Annotated in this window: 14 protein-coding genes; 13 read left to right on the top strand and 1 reads right to left on the bottom strand. The window is 45.9% G+C overall.

Annotation, left to right across the window (positions count from 1 at the left end; all coding sequences use genetic code 11):
- The first annotated feature begins 30 nt into the window (after positions 1–30).
- From KNQ05_RS03975 to KNQ05_RS04025, 11 genes are all read left to right on the top strand, one after another.
- On the top strand, positions 31–1,494 hold the full coding sequence (locus KNQ05_RS03975; protein WP_088837340.1) for a UDP-N-acetylmuramoyl-L-alanyl-D-glutamate--2,6-diaminopimelate ligase: 1,464 nt from the start codon (positions 31–33) through the stop codon (positions 1,492–1,494).
- Positions 1,491–2,750, top strand: a complete 1,260-nt coding sequence (locus KNQ05_RS03980; protein WP_029330720.1) for a lipid II:glycine glycyltransferase FemX — start codon at positions 1,491–1,493, stop codon at positions 2,748–2,750. Before KNQ05_RS03975 ends, KNQ05_RS03980 begins: the two co-directional genes overlap by 4 nt.
- Positions 2,750–3,412 (top strand): M15 family metallopeptidase, encoded by a 663-nt coding sequence (locus KNQ05_RS03985; protein ID WP_088837339.1) that lies wholly within the window; start codon positions 2,750–2,752, stop codon positions 3,410–3,412. The genes KNQ05_RS03980 and KNQ05_RS03985 overlap by 1 nt, the downstream gene beginning before the upstream one ends.
- Positions 3,413–3,565: 153 nt before the next feature.
- Positions 3,566–5,230, top strand: a complete 1,665-nt coding sequence (locus tag KNQ05_RS03990; RefSeq protein ID WP_029330716.1) for a ribonuclease J — start codon at positions 3,566–3,568, stop codon at positions 5,228–5,230.
- Positions 5,231–5,299: 69 nt separating this feature from the next.
- The gene (locus KNQ05_RS03995; protein WP_214804431.1) at positions 5,300–7,468 is read left to right on the top strand and encodes a DNA translocase FtsK; all 2,169 of its coding nucleotides are present in this window, start codon (positions 5,300–5,302) and stop codon (positions 7,466–7,468) included.
- Positions 7,469–7,714: 246 nt separating this feature from the next.
- Entirely contained in the window at positions 7,715–8,731 is a 1,017-nt protein-coding gene (locus tag KNQ05_RS04000; protein ID WP_214765118.1) for a BMP family lipoprotein, read from the top strand.
- A 222-nt stretch (positions 8,732–8,953) separates the two neighbouring features.
- A complete protein-coding gene (locus KNQ05_RS04005; RefSeq protein ID WP_029330710.1) occupies positions 8,954–9,673 on the top strand; it encodes a GntR family transcriptional regulator in 720 nt (239 codons plus the stop codon).
- 127 nt (positions 9,674–9,800) lie between these two features.
- Complete coding sequence (locus KNQ05_RS04010) at positions 9,801–10,868, top strand: BMP family lipoprotein (RefSeq protein WP_029330708.1); 1,068 nt, start codon at positions 9,801–9,803, stop codon at positions 10,866–10,868.
- A 68-nt stretch (positions 10,869–10,936) separates the two neighbouring features.
- On the top strand, positions 10,937–12,466 hold the full coding sequence (locus tag KNQ05_RS04015; protein ID WP_088837336.1) for an ABC transporter ATP-binding protein: 1,530 nt from the start codon (positions 10,937–10,939) through the stop codon (positions 12,464–12,466).
- Entirely contained in the window at positions 12,463–13,536 is a 1,074-nt protein-coding gene (locus KNQ05_RS04020; protein ID WP_088837335.1) for an ABC transporter permease, read from the top strand. Before KNQ05_RS04015 ends, KNQ05_RS04020 begins: the two co-directional genes overlap by 4 nt.
- The gene (locus tag KNQ05_RS04025) at positions 13,536–14,495 is read left to right on the top strand and encodes an ABC transporter permease (RefSeq protein ID WP_029330703.1); all 960 of its coding nucleotides are present in this window, start codon (positions 13,536–13,538) and stop codon (positions 14,493–14,495) included. Before KNQ05_RS04020 ends, KNQ05_RS04025 begins: the two co-directional genes overlap by 1 nt.
- Before the next feature lie 127 nt (positions 14,496–14,622).
- Here KNQ05_RS04025 and KNQ05_RS04030 read toward each other — a convergent pair whose 3' ends face one another.
- Complete coding sequence (locus tag KNQ05_RS04030; RefSeq protein WP_012370689.1) at positions 14,623–14,871, bottom strand: ferredoxin; 249 nt, start codon at positions 14,869–14,871, stop codon at positions 14,623–14,625.
- A gap of 276 nt (positions 14,872–15,147) precedes the next feature.
- On the opposite strand from KNQ05_RS04030, the gene KNQ05_RS04035 reads away from it, so the two are divergent.
- Both KNQ05_RS04035 and KNQ05_RS04040 read left to right on the top strand, forming a co-directional pair.
- The gene (locus KNQ05_RS04035; RefSeq protein ID WP_214768572.1) at positions 15,148–16,164 is read left to right on the top strand and encodes a YpbB family protein; all 1,017 of its coding nucleotides are present in this window, start codon (positions 15,148–15,150) and stop codon (positions 16,162–16,164) included.
- Positions 16,164–17,594, top strand: coding sequence for a RecQ family ATP-dependent DNA helicase (locus tag KNQ05_RS04040; RefSeq protein WP_251132446.1), 1,431 nt, complete (start codon positions 16,164–16,166; stop codon positions 17,592–17,594). The genes KNQ05_RS04035 and KNQ05_RS04040 overlap by 1 nt, the downstream gene beginning before the upstream one ends.
- The last annotated feature ends 32 nt before the right edge of the window (positions 17,595–17,626 follow it).

Genomic DNA, 17,626 nt, shown 5'->3' on the forward strand with positions numbered 1-17,626 from the left:
AAACATGTTGTCGAGAAAGAAGGAATACCCTTGAATTTAGCTGAATTAATCGAAGCCATCCAAATTCAAAAAATTGAACGGATGGTAGATGCGGAAGTCGTCTCTTTGACGACAGATTCACGTGACGTGAAGCCTGGGACATTATTTGTCGCGATTAAAGGATATACAGTAGATGGACACGATTACGCTCGACAGGCTGAATCGAGCGGAGCAATTGCAATCATCGCTGAACACGCGCTCGATGTGACGATTCCTGTCATTCTTGTCAGAAGTACGACGCGGGCAATCGCTGAACTTGCAGGGAAATTCTATGATTATCCTTCCGAAAAAATGCGGATGATTGGCATTACAGGAACAAACGGAAAAACGACGACGACGACGATTGTTCGTGACGTCTTGGCGCGCCTAGGGCGTAAGACAGGAATCATCGGGACCGTCGAAGTGAAGATTGGTGACCGTGTCGTTCCAAGTCGGAATACGACGCCACAAAGCTCGGAACTGCAAGCATTTTTCCATCAGATGTACCAAGAGGGCGTTGAAGACGTCATTATGGAGGTATCGTCGCATGGATTAGAGCTAGGACGTGTCACGGGCGCGGATTTTGATGTGGCAGGATTTACGAACTTAACGCATGACCATCTCGATTTCCATAAGACGTTCGAAAACTACGCCCGCGCAAAAGGGTTATTGTTTGCACAACTCGGACAGCGCCTATCGGATGAAAAGGTAGCCGTCTTGAATGCAGACGATGCGACAAGTGAATTGTTTGAGATGATGACGGGTGCGCGCGTGTTAACATATGGCATTGATCAGCCCGCGGATTTGCAGGCACACAACATTACACAGACACTTCAAGAGACGACATTTACGATGGATTATCAAGAAGAGTCGATTGAATTGACGGTCCAATTCATTGGTCGTTTTAACGTCTATAACTTGTTGCTCGCAACAGGTATCTTATTATCACTCGGCTATCGTTTACCTGAGATTTCGAACGCGATCACTCAGATTCAGCCAGCCCAAGGGCGGATGCAACGTTTACCGATCGACGGGTATAATGTCTATGTCGATTACGCCCATACACCAGATGGAATCGAGCAATGTCTGAAGGCACTCGTCGATGTCCCGAAAGAGAAGATTATTTTCTTGATTGGAACAGGTGGAAATCGGGATGTGACGAAACGTCCGATGATGGGACAATTGGCATCGACCTATGCCGGGACGGTCATCGTCACGACGGATGATCCGCGCTTTGAGTCTTATGAGTCGATCACATCAGGGATTGCGTCAGGGATGCTTCATGACCAATTCGTCGAAATTGGCGATCGAGTCGAAGCCGTTCGATATGCAGCGAGTCTTGCACGTCCCGATAATATCGTCATTCTCGCAGGAAAAGGGCATGAAAAATATCAAATCATTGGTGACGAAAAAACACCACTCGACGAAGAACAAATCGTCAAAGAGATGATACGCCAATTGGAGGAAAAGCAGTGAATTATCAACCACTTGAATTAACGACAGAACGATTTGAAGCGTTTGTTAAAACACATCCAAAAGGGGACTTATTACAGTTGCCGGCATGGGGAGACGTCAAACAGGCGACAGGATGGACCCATCAGCGGATTGCTGTTGGAACGCCGGACGGTCAACCAATCGGTGTCGCTTTACTCTTATTTAAGCAAGTGCCGAAACTACCGTTTACGTTATGTTACGCACCGCGCGGATTTGTCGTCGATTATGCAAATAAAGAAGCCGTCACAGCACTGCGTGATCTCGCGATTAAGGTGGCAAAACAACATAAAGCCATCGCCATCAAATTGGATCCGAACATTGATCGTGATGAGGACCCGACACTGCTGACAGAAATGATGGCCCTCGGATTTAAGCACAATGGTTTTGGTGGCGGCTTCGATCATGCGCAACCGCGTTTTACGATGGAGACGAGCCTTGAAGGAACGGAGAAAGAAATCTTTGATCGGTTTCATTCAAAGTTTCGCTACAACGTCCGACTGGCTGAACGAAAAGGAATTGTTTGCTATGAAGCGAGTCGTGAAGAACTGAAAACGTTCGCGAAGTTGATGGTCGAAACAGGCGAACGGGACGGGTTCTCGATCCGTGGTCTTGACTACTTCGAAAATCTCTATGATCATTTGCGTCCGAACGGGGATGCGGCACTCTTTTTAACAAAACTTGATGCGGCGAAGGCACTTGAAAGCACGGAAGCATTATTGTTACAAGCTGATCGCGAATTGGCAAAAATCCACCGACAGCTTGAAAAGGAGACGACGGAGAAAAAAATCAAGAGTCTGAACAATCGTCTCGAACAGACGACAGCACAAATCGACAAGGCTGAGAAATCAAAAACTGAGTTGATGGCAATTGCCGCGAAGCATCCGGACGGCGTCATTCTCTCTGGCGGATTATTGACGCTTGCCGGTCGTCGTTCTTACTATTTATATGGTGCGTCGTCAAATGAGTATCGTGAGTTCATGCCGAATCACTTGATGCAGTGGACGATGATGCAATATGCCAAAGCGCACGGCGCCGTATCGTATGATTTTGGTGGCGTCAGTGGATCGACGGACCCGGATGATCACTATGCAGGGTTATACGCATTCAAGTCGGGCTGGGGCAGTACGATGATTGAAAAAATCGGAGAATTTGATTACGTTCTCAACAAACCTCTTTATCTTGTGCTTGAAACAGGTCTACCGATTCTGAAGCGATTACGGAAGAAGTTCCGTCGCTAATGAAGAGAGGGACAATCTTTGCCTGGATCTTGTTTTTATTCGCGATGTTCGCGGTCGGGTTGTTTCTTGCCGCTTCAACAAATCGTTTACCGTCTGTTCTACTAGACCAACCAGATTTAGGAATTGACAGCTGTCCCCGGGATGTAGCAGGGGAGAACCGTTTGATTAATGCTAGTCGCGACAACCTCAAACAGCTCCACCCGGCAGTCGAAGCAGGGGCAGAGGATTTGATTCGAATTAGCCACTCTTGCTACGATATCGATATTCGAATCACGCAAGGTTATCGCACTGAAAAACAACAGGATGCCCTCTATGCACAAGGTCGTTCAACGCCTGGTGACATCGTAACAAATGCGCGTGGCGGGGAATCAATGCATAACTACGGTCTAGCGATTGACTTCGTACAAATGATTGATGGCGGGATTTCATATGACATTGACTACGATGGCAATCAAACAGGCAAGAGTGATTGGCGAGAGGTCGCCGATGTTGGTAAAGCCCTTGGATTTGAGTGGGGTGGCGACTGGAAGCGTTTTGTTGATTATCCGCATTTCGAGATGAATTTCAATTATTCTTTAAGTGAATTGAAGTCCGGTGCACGACCGAGTAAGCAAGAAAAGGCCAATCGAACTGAGGAAATCGAGCACTTGCTTGAATCCTGATGAAGCGTCATACCGGACATGTTCTGATTCGGTATGACGTTTTTTTTTAATTTTCCTAGTCCCGTTGTTGGCAGGAAGGCAAAGTTCGGCTAGAATAGTGATAGTGATAAGTGGACGGCTCACGAAAAGTGAATACAAATAGGAGGTCATGTTGTGTCAAAGAAAAAGACGGAAAAAGTAAGCGTCTTTGCTCTTGGTGGGGCTGGTGAAATCGGTAAGAACATGTACGTCGTCGAACTCGACGAGGACATCTTCGTAATCGATGCTGGCTTGATGTTCCCAGGAGATGAGATGCTTGGAATTGACAAAGTCATTCCAGACATAAGTTATCTGAAGGAAAACAAAGAACGGATTCAAGGGATTTTCATCACGCACGGTCACGAAGACCATATCGGCGCACTCAGTTACGTCTTACGTGACTTGAAAGTGCCTGTATACGGGACACGCCTGACACTCGGATTGATTGAAATCAAATTAAAAGAAGCCGGTTTATTGAAGAAGGCAGATCTTCGTCCAATTGATGCCAAGACGAAATTAACCGTTGCGGGACATTTCATTACGTTCTTCCGCGTCAACCACTCGATACCGGATGCGGTCGGGGTTTGTATCCAAACATCACAAGGAGCCATCGTTCATACGGGGGATTTCAAGTTTGACTACACACCAGTTGACGGGAAACAAGCAGATTTCGGTAAGATTGCAGCAATCGGGCAACGGGGCGTTTTATGTCTTCTATCTGATTCAACGAATGCAGAGCGGCCAGGGATGTCCGGTTCAGAGTCGACGGTCGGGTCCGAATTGAACGACGTCATCTATGAAGCACCAGGTCGTGTTATCGTTGCATCGTTCGCATCGAACGTTCACCGCTTGCAACAAGTATTCGCAGCGGCCGAAGCGAATAACCGGAAAGTTGCAGTCGTCGGACGAAGTATGGTCAACATCGTCGAAGTCGCGCAACGTTTGAACTATTTACGGTTCAAGCAAAAAACATTGATTGAGTTATCAGAAATCAATCGCCTCGATGATAACCAAGTCGTCATCTTGACGACCGGTTCACAAGGCGAGCCGATGGCGGCATTAACACGGATGGCACGCAATGCACATAAACAAGTCAACATCCGTCTTAACGATACAGTCGTCGTCGCAGCGTCACCAATTCCAGGGAACGAGAAATCGGTTTCGAAAACAATCGATCTGTTGTTCCGTGCCGGGGCGAACGTCATTTATAACCAACGTAAAGTTCACGTGTCTGGTCACGGTCACGCAGAAGACTTGAAGTTGATGCTCAACTTAATCAAACCGAAGTTCTTTATTCCGATTCACGGAGAATTCCGGATGCAAAAAGCGCATAGTCGTCTCGCACAGACGGTAGGTGTCAATGCAAACAACATCTTCATTATTGAAAATGGTGATGTGGTCGAATTTGAAAAACGTAAAGCACGTATGTCACGTAAAGTGAATGCCGGAAATGTGTTGATTGACGGGATTGGTGTAGGAGATGTCGGGAACATCGTCTTACGTGACCGTCGTCTCTTGTCTCAAGATGGTGTCGTTCTCTGCGTCATCACGATTAGTCGGAAGAACAAAACGATCGTGTCAGGCCCAGAAATCATCTCACGTGGATTCGTCTACATGCGTGAGTCAGAAGATATGATCAATGAGGCTAACCGAATCGTCGCGAAACAACTCCAAGGAAAATTAACGGGAGAACTCGATTGGACTGAAATGAAGTCGTTGATCCGAGATAAGCTGAGTTCTTATCTATATGAACAGACAAAACGTCGTCCAATGATTTTGCCGATCATCATGGAGATTTAACAAGAAGAGCGACTCAGATCGACCAATTCCTGGTCAGCTGAGTCGTTTTTTTATCAGGAGGTAGTATAGATGGCGACGACAAAAAAGAAACCTGTTCGCAAACAAACGACGGCACGGAAACGACCGCCGGCTAAAAAACAACGCCCTCCGATTCAATATCGTACATATGTAGGTGTTTTCGCTGTTTTGTTATTACTAGCCTATCTTCTTGCGTTAGGAGAATTTGGACGAGTCGGTGAGAAGTTCGCCGAGTTCGCTTTTGATACGGTCGGTCAATTCGGCTCGTTGCTTTATGGCTTGTCAGGGAGTTTGCTCCTCTTGTTCCTATCGCAACTCGAGCGACAAAAAAAATGGGCGATCAGTTTACTCGCAGCCGGTCTTTTAATTTGGATTGATTTAATATTAGGAGAGCCGAGGGGTACATTAAATGCTTGGCTCTATCAAGGATCGGCCTATTACATTTCGAGTTTTGGTGCCTTCTTGATTGGGTTGTTTTTAATTGGCACAAGCGTGCACCTGCTTCATCCGTTATTCTTCAGTGAACTGGCGCATGGAATGCTCGAGCGGGTGGAAGCGTTTCGAAATCGTGAGCGATCTTTACCTGAACGCAAGGAGCGTCCTGTCAAAGAAGCTAAAAAACAAAAAGAACGTAAACCACTCGAACGGCAAGCAAAACCAACAACAGCTAAACAGGAGACTACTGTGCCGTCACTTCCGGAAAACGAACCAGAAGATGCAGTGGAGAGTATTCAAGACGTCCCGATCATCGGGTTCGCGGACCATGTCGAACCGCAGGCGGCTGAACTACAAGGTCCGTTGACGATGACTGAAACACCGGACGGATACCAATTGCCTTCTCTTGAATTATTGATGGAACCGACATCAAAAGATTTATCAGGTGAGAACAAACGCCTCAAGGACAATGCAACGAAATTGATTGCGACTTTAAAGTCGTTCGGGATTGGGGCAAAGGTCTTAAAAATTCATTTAGGTCCAAGTGTCACGAAGTATGAAATTGAACCGCATCAAGGAATCAAGCTCAGTCGGATTACGGGACTCGCAGATGACCTGGCGCTCGCGCTCGCTGCGAAGGACATTCGAATCGAAGCACCGATTCCGGGAAAGGCAGCGGTCGGGATCGAGGTGCCGAATCGTGAAGTGGCGATGGTCTCACTTCGGGAAGTCCTCGGAGCAGAAAGCGTTCAAGCCGATCCTGATCGATTACTTGTCGCTCTTGGACGGAGTATCTCGGGAGAGACCGTGACGGCGAAGTTAAACAAAATGCCACACGTGTTAGTCGCAGGATCGACGGGATCCGGGAAGTCAGTCTGTATCAATGGGATGATCGTCTCGATATTGATGCGGGCACGACCGGATGAAGTCCGTTTGATGATGATCGATCCGAAAATGGTTGAGTTGAATGTCTACAATGGTATTCCGCATCTTCTTGCACCCGTCGTCACCGATCCGAAAAAAGCTGCGCAAGCCTTAAAACAAGTCGTTTCAGAGATGGAACGGCGGTATGAAATCTTCAGTCAGAACGGCGCCCGCAACATCGAAGGCTACAATGCATTGATTGATAAGATGAATGCGGAAGAAAAAGTCCATCAGCGTTTACCGTACATCGTCGTCATTGTCGATGAGTTAGCAGATTTGATGATGGTCGCTTCAAACGAAGTCGAAGATGCCATCATGCGTCTTGCTCAGATGGCACGGGCAGCCGGCATTCATATGGTCATCGCAACACAACGGCCAAGTGTCGATATCATCACGGGTGTCATCAAAGCGAACATACCGTCTCGGATTGCTTTCAGCGTATCGAGTGGAACGGATTCTCGCACCATCCTCGATACGAGCGGGGCAGATAAGCTACTCGGACGAGGGGACATGCTGCTCCTTGGAAATGGGATGAATAAACCTGTTCGTGTCCAAGGGGCGTTCTTATCGGACGAAGAGGTTGAAAAAGTCGTCAACCATGTCATCAGTCAACAAAAAGCACAGTACGTGGAAGCAATGATTCCAAAAGATGTTCCTGAGGGTGAATCTGACGTCGACGATCCGTTATATGATGAGGTTGTTCAGTTCATCTTGACGCAAGATACAGCCTCGACGTCAATGATACAGCGGAAGTATCGGATTGGTTATAATCGCGCTGCACGACTGATCGATGCATTAGAAGAGAATGGTCTCGTCGGTCCGTCAGAAGGATCGAAACCACGCCGAGTCATCGGACGTTAAGTAATAACAGAGAACCAGCGTTCACATAATGAGCGTTGGTTTTCTTTACGTGTAAGAAAATATAAAAAAAAGTCTAAATGAGAACGCTTTCAGGAAAATAGTTGTCAGACGTCTGTTGATTTTATACGCATGTTTTGTCATACTCAGTCATATGAGTTGACCTACCTCTCACAGAGGTAAGTGAGCGACTTTTACACAAATAGATAATGAAAGCGCTCACATAGTTGGAAGAGGAGATGAATGACAATGAAGAAAAAACAGGTACTTGTGTCAGCAATGACGGTAGCAACAGTGGGACTCGCAGCATGTGGAGGTTCAGATGATAGTGCAAAGGGAAACAAGGACGAGTTTTCTGTCGCAATGGTTGCCGATAAAGGCGGAATCGATGATAAATCGTTTAACCAGTCGGCGTGGGAAGGTCTGCAAGCGTATGGAAAAGAAAACGACCTTCAGAAAAATGAGGGTTATTCGTACCTTCAATCAAAATCGCAACAAGATTACCAACCGAACTTATCGCGTCTTGCACGAGCGGGAGAAGATTTGATTTTTGGGATTGGAAATACGTTTAATGAAGATATCAAAACGGTTGCCGATCAGTTTAAAGATACACAGTTTGCAATTATCGATAACGTCGTCGAAGGAGACAACGTGACATCGATTACGTTTAAAGAAAACGAAGGTGCCTACCTTGCGGGAATCGTTGCCGCGATGGAAACGAAAACAGATCACATCGGGTTTGTCGGTGGAATGAAGATGGATGTAATCGAACGCTTCCGGGCAGGCTTTGAAGCTGGGGCAAAATCCGTTAATCCGAACATCAAAGTCGACGTACAGTACGCAGAAGATTTCGCTGCACCTGAAAAAGGACAAGCAATCGCAGCAGGCATGTATGGTAAAGGGGCAGATATCATTTTCCCGGCAGCCGGTGGAACAGGAAACGGCGTCTTCACAGAAGCGAAAAACCGGAAGAAAAATGGAGAAGAAGTTGCTGTCATCGGTGTCGATCGTGACCAACAAGAAGAAGGCATGCCAGAAGATGTCACGTTGACATCTGTCATCAAACGAGTGGACTTAGCTGTCAAAGATACAGCGAATGAAGCGAAAGCTGGAAAACTCACAGGTGGAGAGACGATTCGTTACGGTTTGAAAGAGCAAGGCGTTGACATCATTGAGTCAGAAAAAATCTCGAAAAAGACACTCGACATGCTCGAACAAGCGAAAGAAAAAGTCATTTCAGGTAAAACAGAAGTACCTGAACAATAAGCGTCAAAGGAAGAGCGGGCATTCTTAGGTAGAACGCCCTATTTTCTTCCAACAATAGATACGATATGAAAAGGGTTACAAAAGCGCCAGAAGTCAGACTTCTAACCTGTTACAAAATGATTGCAGGATTGTGTTCGACGTCATATACTTATCTTGGCTGGAGTTCTCATACGTCAGAAGTCTGAGCACTGGTTACAACTAGATAGAGGATGGAGATGCGTCATGTCGATTAAATTAGATCATCGTTTGCTTTACTTACGAGTGATTGAAAAGATTAAGTCTGACATCGATGACGGCGTTTACAAGGAAGGCGAGAAACTACCTTCAGAGTTTGAACTTTCAAAGCAACTTGGCGTTAGTCGAGCGACTCTTCGGGAGGCTTTACGAATTCTTGAAGATGAGAACATCGTCATCCGTAAACACGGTGTCGGTACGTTTATCAATGCAAGACCACCATTCACGTCGGGGATTGAAGAATTGTACAGTGTGACGGAGATGATTGCGCGCGCTGGGATGATTCCAACGTCTGAAGTCTTATCTTCAGAAATGGTTCAACCGACAGAACGTGACCGAGAACGTTTCCAACTTGGTCCGGATGAACTGGTTTATCGAATCGAACGAATCCGACTTGCAGGAGATGTTCCTGTTGTCTATTGCGTCGATAAGATTCCAAGCCATTATATTAAAAATGAAGAACAGTTTACGTCTTCGACTTCACTGTTCGACGCACTAGAAAAAGAACTAGGTCGTCGGGTCACACATGCGGTGACGCATATCGAACCTCGAATCGATCCGAAAATCGCTGAACAATTACATACGGACCAACCCTTGCTCGCGTTGCGACAAACGCATTATGATGAGCTCGACCGATCCGTTCTTTATTCAGCGAACTATTTCCGTGCGGATAAGTTTGATTTCCATGTCATCCGTAAACGTGTATAATCGATTGTTTTAGGAGTTTTACTGAAAGCGCTTCCGCAAACCTACGTAACGCTCCTCATCACCAGCCTCAGGTGCTTGACGTAGTCAGGAACTTTGTATGACCATATTCGAAAGGGGATTATTTCAGATGAAAAAGAAGTCACTTCTCGCATTAGCAGCAACAGGTTTAGCAATGAGTTCGGTACTCGCAGCATGTGGTAGCAACGATGATTCTAAAGATTCAGGAAGCGGCGAAAAAGACGGCTTCAAAGTAGGTATGGTCACAGATACAGGCGGTGTTGATGATAAATCATTCAACCAATCTGCATGGGAAGGCATTCAGAAGTTCGGTAAAGATAACGATTTGGAAGAAGGAACTGGTTACAAATACCTTCAATCAGCAAAACAATCGGATTATCAACCGAACTTACAACAATTAGCACGTGCGAACTACGACTTGATTCTCGGAATCGGGTTCTTGATGGCAGAAGACATCGGTAAAGTAGCGGATCAGTTTGACGACAAGAACTTTGCACTCGTCGATATGGTCGTTGATAAGCCGAACGTCGCGTCAATCGTCTTCAAGGAAAACGAAGGTTCGTTCCTCGTCGGTGTCGTCGCGGGTCTTACTACGAAAACAGATAAAGTCGGATTCGTCGGTGGCGTAAACTCAGACTTAATCAAAAAGTTTGAAAGTGGATTTAAAGCAGGCGTCATGGCTGTCAACCCAGATGCAAAAGTTGAAGTTCAATATGCAGAAGATTTCAATGCTGCTGAAAAAGGACAAGCAATTGCTTCAGGGATGTACGGCAAGAAAGTTGACGTGATTTATCACGCAGCTGGTGGTACAGGACAAGGTGTCTTCACAGAAGCGAAAAACCGTAAGAAAAACGGTGAAGATGTTTGGGTCATCGGTGTTGACCGTGACCAAGTCGAAGAAGGTATGCCAGAAAACGTTACATTGACGTCAATGGTTAAGCGTGTTGATACAGCAGTTGAACAAGTTGCGAAAGATACGAAAGATGGCAACTTCCCAGCAGGTAAAGTCGTAGAATTCGGTCTTAAAGACGGCGGCGTTGATATCGCACCTTCACAAGACAACATTGAAAAAGACGTCTTGACGAAAGTCGAAGACTACAAAAAGCAAATCATCGATGGAAAGATCACAGTTCCAGCAACTGACGATGAGTATAAAGAGTACGAAGCATCACTTTAATAAAATGGAAGCGGGGGTCGCTAGCATTGCGGCCTCCCCTTTTAAACTAAACATGGGAGTGGATTTTCTTGGAATACGTCATTGAGATGCTAAACATACGAAAAGAGTTTGGCAGTTTCGTCGCAAATGATAATATCACGCTCCAGCTTCGGAAAGGTGAGATTCACGCTTTACTTGGTGAAAACGGTGCCGGAAAATCGACGCTGATGAACGTCTTATTTGGTTTGTATCAGCCTGAGGCTGGAGAAATTCGTGTACGCGGTGAAAAAGTTAATATTACAAGTCCGAACGTCGCGAATGATCTTGGAATCGGCATGGTGCATCAACACTTCATGCTCGTTCAAAATTTCACCGTCACGGAAAACATCATTTTAGGTGCAGAACCGAAATCTGGTCTCAAAATCGACCGCGCAACTGCCCGGGAGAAAGTACGCCAAATTTCGGAGCAGTATGGTCTTGCGGTAGATCCAGATGCAAAAATTGAAGATATTTCAGTCGGGATGCAACAACGTGTCGAGATTTTAAAGACACTGTATCGTGGAGCTGACATTCTCATCTTCGATGAACCATCGGCTGTATTGACGCCTCAGGAAATCAAAGAATTGATTCAAATCATGAATCGGTTGATTGCTGAAGGTAAGTCGATCATCTTGATCACACATAAATTGAAGGAAATCATGGAAGTGGCAGATCGCTGTACGACGATTCGTCGTGGTAAGTACATTGGTACAGTTGATATCGATGAAACGATGACACAGTCGAGACTCGCTGAAATGATGGTTGGCCGTGAAGTAAACTTTGATGCGGAGTATTCCAAGGCAAATCCACAAGAACTCGTTCTCGATGTAAAAAACCTCGTCGTTAAAGACGGTCGTGGGATTAAAGCAGTCGACGGACTGAACTTAGATGTTCGAGCCGGCGAAATTGTCGGGATTGCAGGGATTGATGGGAATGGTCAAACTGAATTGATTGAAGCAATCACAGGATTAAGAAGAGCCGAAAGCGGAGAAGTATTCTTAAACAACAAATCAATCAAAAACCTGAAGCCGCGGAAAGTGACGGAAGCGGGCATCGGTCATATTCCTCAAGACCGTCATAAACATGGACTCGTTCTTGATTATTCAATCGGTCATAACATGGTCTTACAAACGTACTATCAAAAACCGTATTCAAAAGCAGGCATCATGAACTACAAGCAGGTCATGGAAAAAGCTCAAACGTTAATTGAGAAGTTCGACGTCCGAACTCCAAGTCCTGAAACATTTGCTCGCGCCTTATCGGGCGGGAACCAGCAAAAAGCCATCATCGCGCGTGAAGTCGATCGTTCACCTGACTTATTAATTGCTGCGCAACCAACACGTGGACTCGATGTCGGTGCAATTGAATTCATTCATGAGCAGTTAGTACTTGAACGGGAAAAAGGACGCGCTGTCCTCTTGATTTCGTTTGAACTCGAAGAAATTTTACAAGTCTCAGACCGCATTGCCGTTCTGTATGAAGGACGGACAGTAGCCTTTCTCGATCCTAAGGAAACGAATGAAATTGAACTCGGCTTCCTGATGGCTGGCGGTAAGAAAGAGGAGGTAGGTCGTTCATGAAACTCGAACGTTTTTATGGGATTTTGATTCCAATCTTGTCAATTATCCTCGGTATGGTAGTTGGTGCCATCGTCATGTTGATTGGTGGTTATGACCCAATCGCTGGATTTGATCAACTGTTTTACGGAATCTTTGGTGAACCGTATAGTATCGGAGAAACGTTGCGTGCAGCAGCACCATTGATTTTTGCGGGTCTCGCCGTCGCCTTTGCCTTTCGAACGGGATTATTTAACATCGGGGTTGAAGGTCAAGTTTTAGTCGGTTGGATGGTCGCGGTCTGGATCGGGATTTCTTTCGATCTCCCGACAGCAATCCACTTGCCACTCGCGTTAATCGGAGCGGGTTTAGCGGGCGCACTTTGGGCTGCGGTTCCAGGTATTTTAAAAGCGCGTTTCCATGTCCATGAAGTCATCACGTCAATCATGATGAACTACATCGCGTTGTATGTGACGAATGATATTTTACGTCACGTCATCGGAATCAAAAACGAGCGGACAGATTCAGTCAAAGAAACGGCTTCGTTGGCTTCACCATTCTTGCAAGAGTTAACGGATTTTTCGCGTTTGCACAATGGGATTTTCATTGCCATCGTCGCCGCACTCGTCTTCTGGTTCATTCTTTGGAAGACGACGCTTGGTTACGAGTTACGTGCAGTTGGATTTAATAAAAGTGCTGCAGAGTATGCCGGTATGGGTGTCAACAAGAACATCATTCTCTCATTCGTCATCTCTGGTGTATTCGCTGGATTTGCTGGTGCGATGGAAGGGTTAGGGACATTCCAAAACATGACGCTAAACGCATCCTTTACGGGTGTTGGATTTGACGGAATCGCCGTCGCCTTACTTGGTGCGAACAACCCGATCGGAGTTGTTCTGGCCGCATTATTATTTGCCGGACTCAACATTGGCGGATTGTCGATGCAACAAATCGGGATTCCACCAGAACTGATTAAAATCATCATCGCCTTCATCATCATCTTCGTCGCTTCCGGTTACGCGATCCGTCTCGTCATCGAAAAGCTGACGGTTAAAAGAGCAGAAGGCAAAAAAGTGAAAGGAGCCGATAAATAATGGGCTTTCTAGATGTACTTTATATTATCGTACCGATTGCGCTTGCCTATTCGGCTCCATTGATCATTGCAGCGCTCGGTGGTATTTTTAGTGAACGTTCTGGTGTCGTCAACATCGCGCTTGAAGGCTTGATGGTCATGGGTGCATTCACGGGTGTTGTTTCAGCCCTGACATTATCGAAGATGGGATTCGGCGCTGCTAGTCCATGGATTGCGATGTTAATCGCTATCGTCATTGGAGCAATCTTCGCTTTATTCCTTGCAGTGCCTGCGATTTTGTTCCGTGCCGACCAAACGGTACTTGGTGTCGCAATCAATATCTTAGCAGTTGGCCTTGCGATTTTCTTAGTCCGTGCCTTCTATGGAAAAGGACAAACAGACTCGATTCCGAACCGGATTTCGAAAGAGAATGTGCCGTTCCTATCTGATATTCCTGTTTTAAAAATGTTTTTTGCAAACGTCTACTATACTTCGTACATTGCGATCATCTTAGCAGTTGTGGCATGGTTCGTCGTCTTTAAGACACCATTCGGTCTTCGTCTCCGTTCTGTCGGAGAACATCCGATGGCAGCAGATACGATGGGGATTAACGTCACGAAGATGCGCTTTATCGGAGTCATGATTTCAGGCGGATTCGGTGGTCTTGCGGGTGCAGTTTATGCAACTTCGATTTCATTGAACTTCAGCGTGACGACGATTCTCGGGCAAGGTTTCCTTGCGATCGCCGCGATGATTTTCGGAAAATGGAATCCGCTCGGTGCAATGGCAGCTGCCTTGTTCTTCGGTTTCGCTCAAGCGATTTCGATTATCGGACAACAGTTACCATTACTCGATCAAATTCCTCAAGTCTATCTTTTGATTGCGCCTTACGTCTTAACGATCCTTGCACTTGCTGGTGTCGTCGGTCGCGCCGATGCACCAAAAGCTGTTGGTGTACCGTACATCAAAGGGAAACGATAACGATCATTCAGGTATTCTTGTTAAAAAAAGCTGTACGGATCGACCGATTGGGTCGAGACGTACAGCTTTTTTGATGTATGGTCATAAAAAAAACAGCATGGCGTGAAGCTACCATACTGTCAAATACTTATTCGTATTTTAATGCGTCGCCTTCGAATGATTCGTCTGCCACTTTAATTGAATCAGTTGGGCAACCTTCGAATGCGTCAATCATGTCATCGAACAATGCTTCCGGGATTTCTGCTGTCCCTTTGTTATCGTCTAGAATGACGTATGCTAAGCCCTCGTCATCATAGTCATAGATATCAGGTGCTGCGGCACCACAAGCGCCACAAGCGATACACGTGTCTTTATCGACAATCGTAAATTTAGCCATTTTGTATTTCTCCTCTCTATTCGAAAACATGATTGATCTAGTATTGTTCTCATCTATATGTCATTGTATCGGACTCATGCGTTCTTTTCAATGAGGAAGCGGTAGAAGTATTCAAACAAAGTAACAGGATGCGATGGAAATAGTCGGGTAAGGCGCAGTAGGTGCGTTAATCTAAGAAAGAGGTTTGGAAAGGCCAAGCTAATTATGCTATACATATAAACGAATGAAGACGATACTTTAAATATAATCAAACCGATCGAAGGTGAGGGGGAGTGGATGAAATTGACTGTCATCAATCAAGTTTTGTTAGAAACCATTAGTCGTCTCCGGGGTGAACGGACAGATCGTAGCCTCTTTCATATCCTTCAAGGAAAGCGTTCGGCAACATCACTCCAGGATGCACATTTCTATGAATTAGAAACTGTCTTTGGGGTGCTGCCCTTTCGACGAGAAACATTCGATCGGCTACTGCTTGAGCTGGAACAGCAGGGTTTCATTGAACGAGCGGAAACGTTGCGCATCACGGAGCTTGGTGAATCCTCGATCAAAGTACCGTTTTTAATCGATGACATGGGCGGTGAATTGCGTGGATTTCCAATCATTTTATGGAAACGCTTAAGCCTTTTGATTCAAACCGTCGTTTGTCTCGAACAAAAACGATTTTTCGTACCGGTTCAGCAAGACGTCGCGATAAAGGACTGGGTCCGGCGATACGTCAAAGGGATGCCGCAGCGTACGCAGTGGATTGATCAGGTGTACCATGAATTACGAGAGGCGTTGCGTCAGCTGTCGGTAAAAGAAGCGACGCTCATCAGTTACCGCTTGTCGGGGTTGAAAACAGGTTTGTCTTACCCGCAACTTGAAGAGAAACTTGACAGTGACGTCTTGTCGCTCCGCTTGGAATTTATGATGGCTTGGCGAAAATGTCTGCGTCACTTGGATGAAGCAGGACTGATTTTACGTCTTGGTGAAGATATTGATCAATCGAAGATGACACAATCAGCACAGAAAACGTGGGATATGTTACGTAACGGATTTGCTTTGAATGAAATCTCCGAGCGGCGCCGCCTGAAGAAGAGCACGATGGAAGATCACCTCGTCGAAATTGCGATGTACAGTGACGTATTCCCGCGGAGCCAATTCTTATCGGATGCACAATTTAAAGAAGTGATTGAAGTAGCAAATCGAAACGAGACATTTTCGTTGAAACGAATTAAAGGTGAATTGAAGCTTGAGACCGATTATTTTCAAATTCGTATCGCGTTAGCGCGAAAAAGATGGGAGGAGAGATGATGGAGACTGTCTTAAAACGTTATTTTAAGCATGACCGCTTTCGAGCAGGTCAAAAAGACATCATTGCATCCGTTTTAGCAGGTCGCGATACGGTCGCCATCTTGCCGACCGGGGGAGGGAAGTCGATCTGTTATCAACTTCCGTCCTATTTGTTGCCAGAAGGGTTGACCGTCATCCTTTCGCCGCTCTTATCGTTGATTGAAGATCAAGTCATGCAAATCAAAAGTCGCGGTGAACGTTCCGTCGCTAAATTGACGTCGCACGAAACAAAAGACCAAAAAGAGCAGATTTTACGTCACCTGAGTCAACTTCGGTATTTGTATTTGTCACCGGAACAATTGGCGATGCCGAACGTCAAACAACGGCTTCAGCAAACAAACATTAATTTATTCGTCGTGGATGAAGCGCATTGTATTTCACAATGGGGTCATGAGTTTCGCCCCGAGTACGCGAAGCTTGGAATCGTAAAGAAACAACTCGGAAACCCGACTTGTTTAGCTTTGACGGCAACAGCAACGAAACAAGTGGAACAGGATATGTTAAGAGGCTTAGAGCTGTCGGACCCGACGATTATCCGGCATTCCGTCAATCGACCGGAAATTCAATTTATCGTCGAAGACGTTGAGCCTGATCAAAAAGATCATGTGCTGGTAAACTGGTTAACGAAGGTAGAACGTCCGTGTGTCATCTATACGACGACAAGAAACGAAGCAGAGCGTGTCGCACGTCTAATCACGAAGGCGACATACTACCATGCAGGACTCGAAGCAGAGGATCGTCAATTGATCCAACAACAATTCTTACATGATGAGATTGAGTGTCTCGTCTGTACAAGTGCCTTCGGCATGGGGGTCAATAAAGGGAATGTCCGGACCGTCATCCATTACTCGATGCCGGCGACGATTGAAGCCTATATGCAGGAAGTCGGTCGGGCAGGGCGAGACGGAGCGCCGTCGACAGCGCTACTGCTCTATGCAAAGGGGGATCACCGTCTACAGCAGTTTTTAGTCGAAAAGCAGTATGCCCCTGTGCTTTGGATTGACCAATTGTTAGCGGGCATGGCACGTCAGGAACCGCTTGAAACGATGGAACGGCGTTTAGGGTTAGATGTCGAAGATCCAGCGTATCGTTTATTAAAATCGCAACTCAGTGATCGCTGGTCGCGTGAGGACATCATCGCTTGGCAAGAAGAGCGAAAAAAGATACGTTTACGTGAACTTATGCAAATGATAAATTATATTCAAAGTATAACGTGTCGACGAACGTTCATCTTGAATCATTTTGATGAGCAACCGATCGTCCAGGACCGGTGCTGTGATATTTGTGGTAATACGACAACACAATCACCGCAAAAAAGGCATACGATTGAAATTTTGGATTGGGAACAACGACTAGAAGAGGTCTTTTTTTCATCAGCCGATTCAGTGTAAACTAGTATTATCCTTATTTTTAGAAAAGGTGA

The organism is Exiguobacterium sp. s125, assembly GCF_018618605.1.
GTDB classification, from domain to species: domain Bacteria; phylum Bacillota; class Bacilli; order Exiguobacteriales; family Exiguobacteriaceae; genus Exiguobacterium_A; species Exiguobacterium_A oxidotolerans.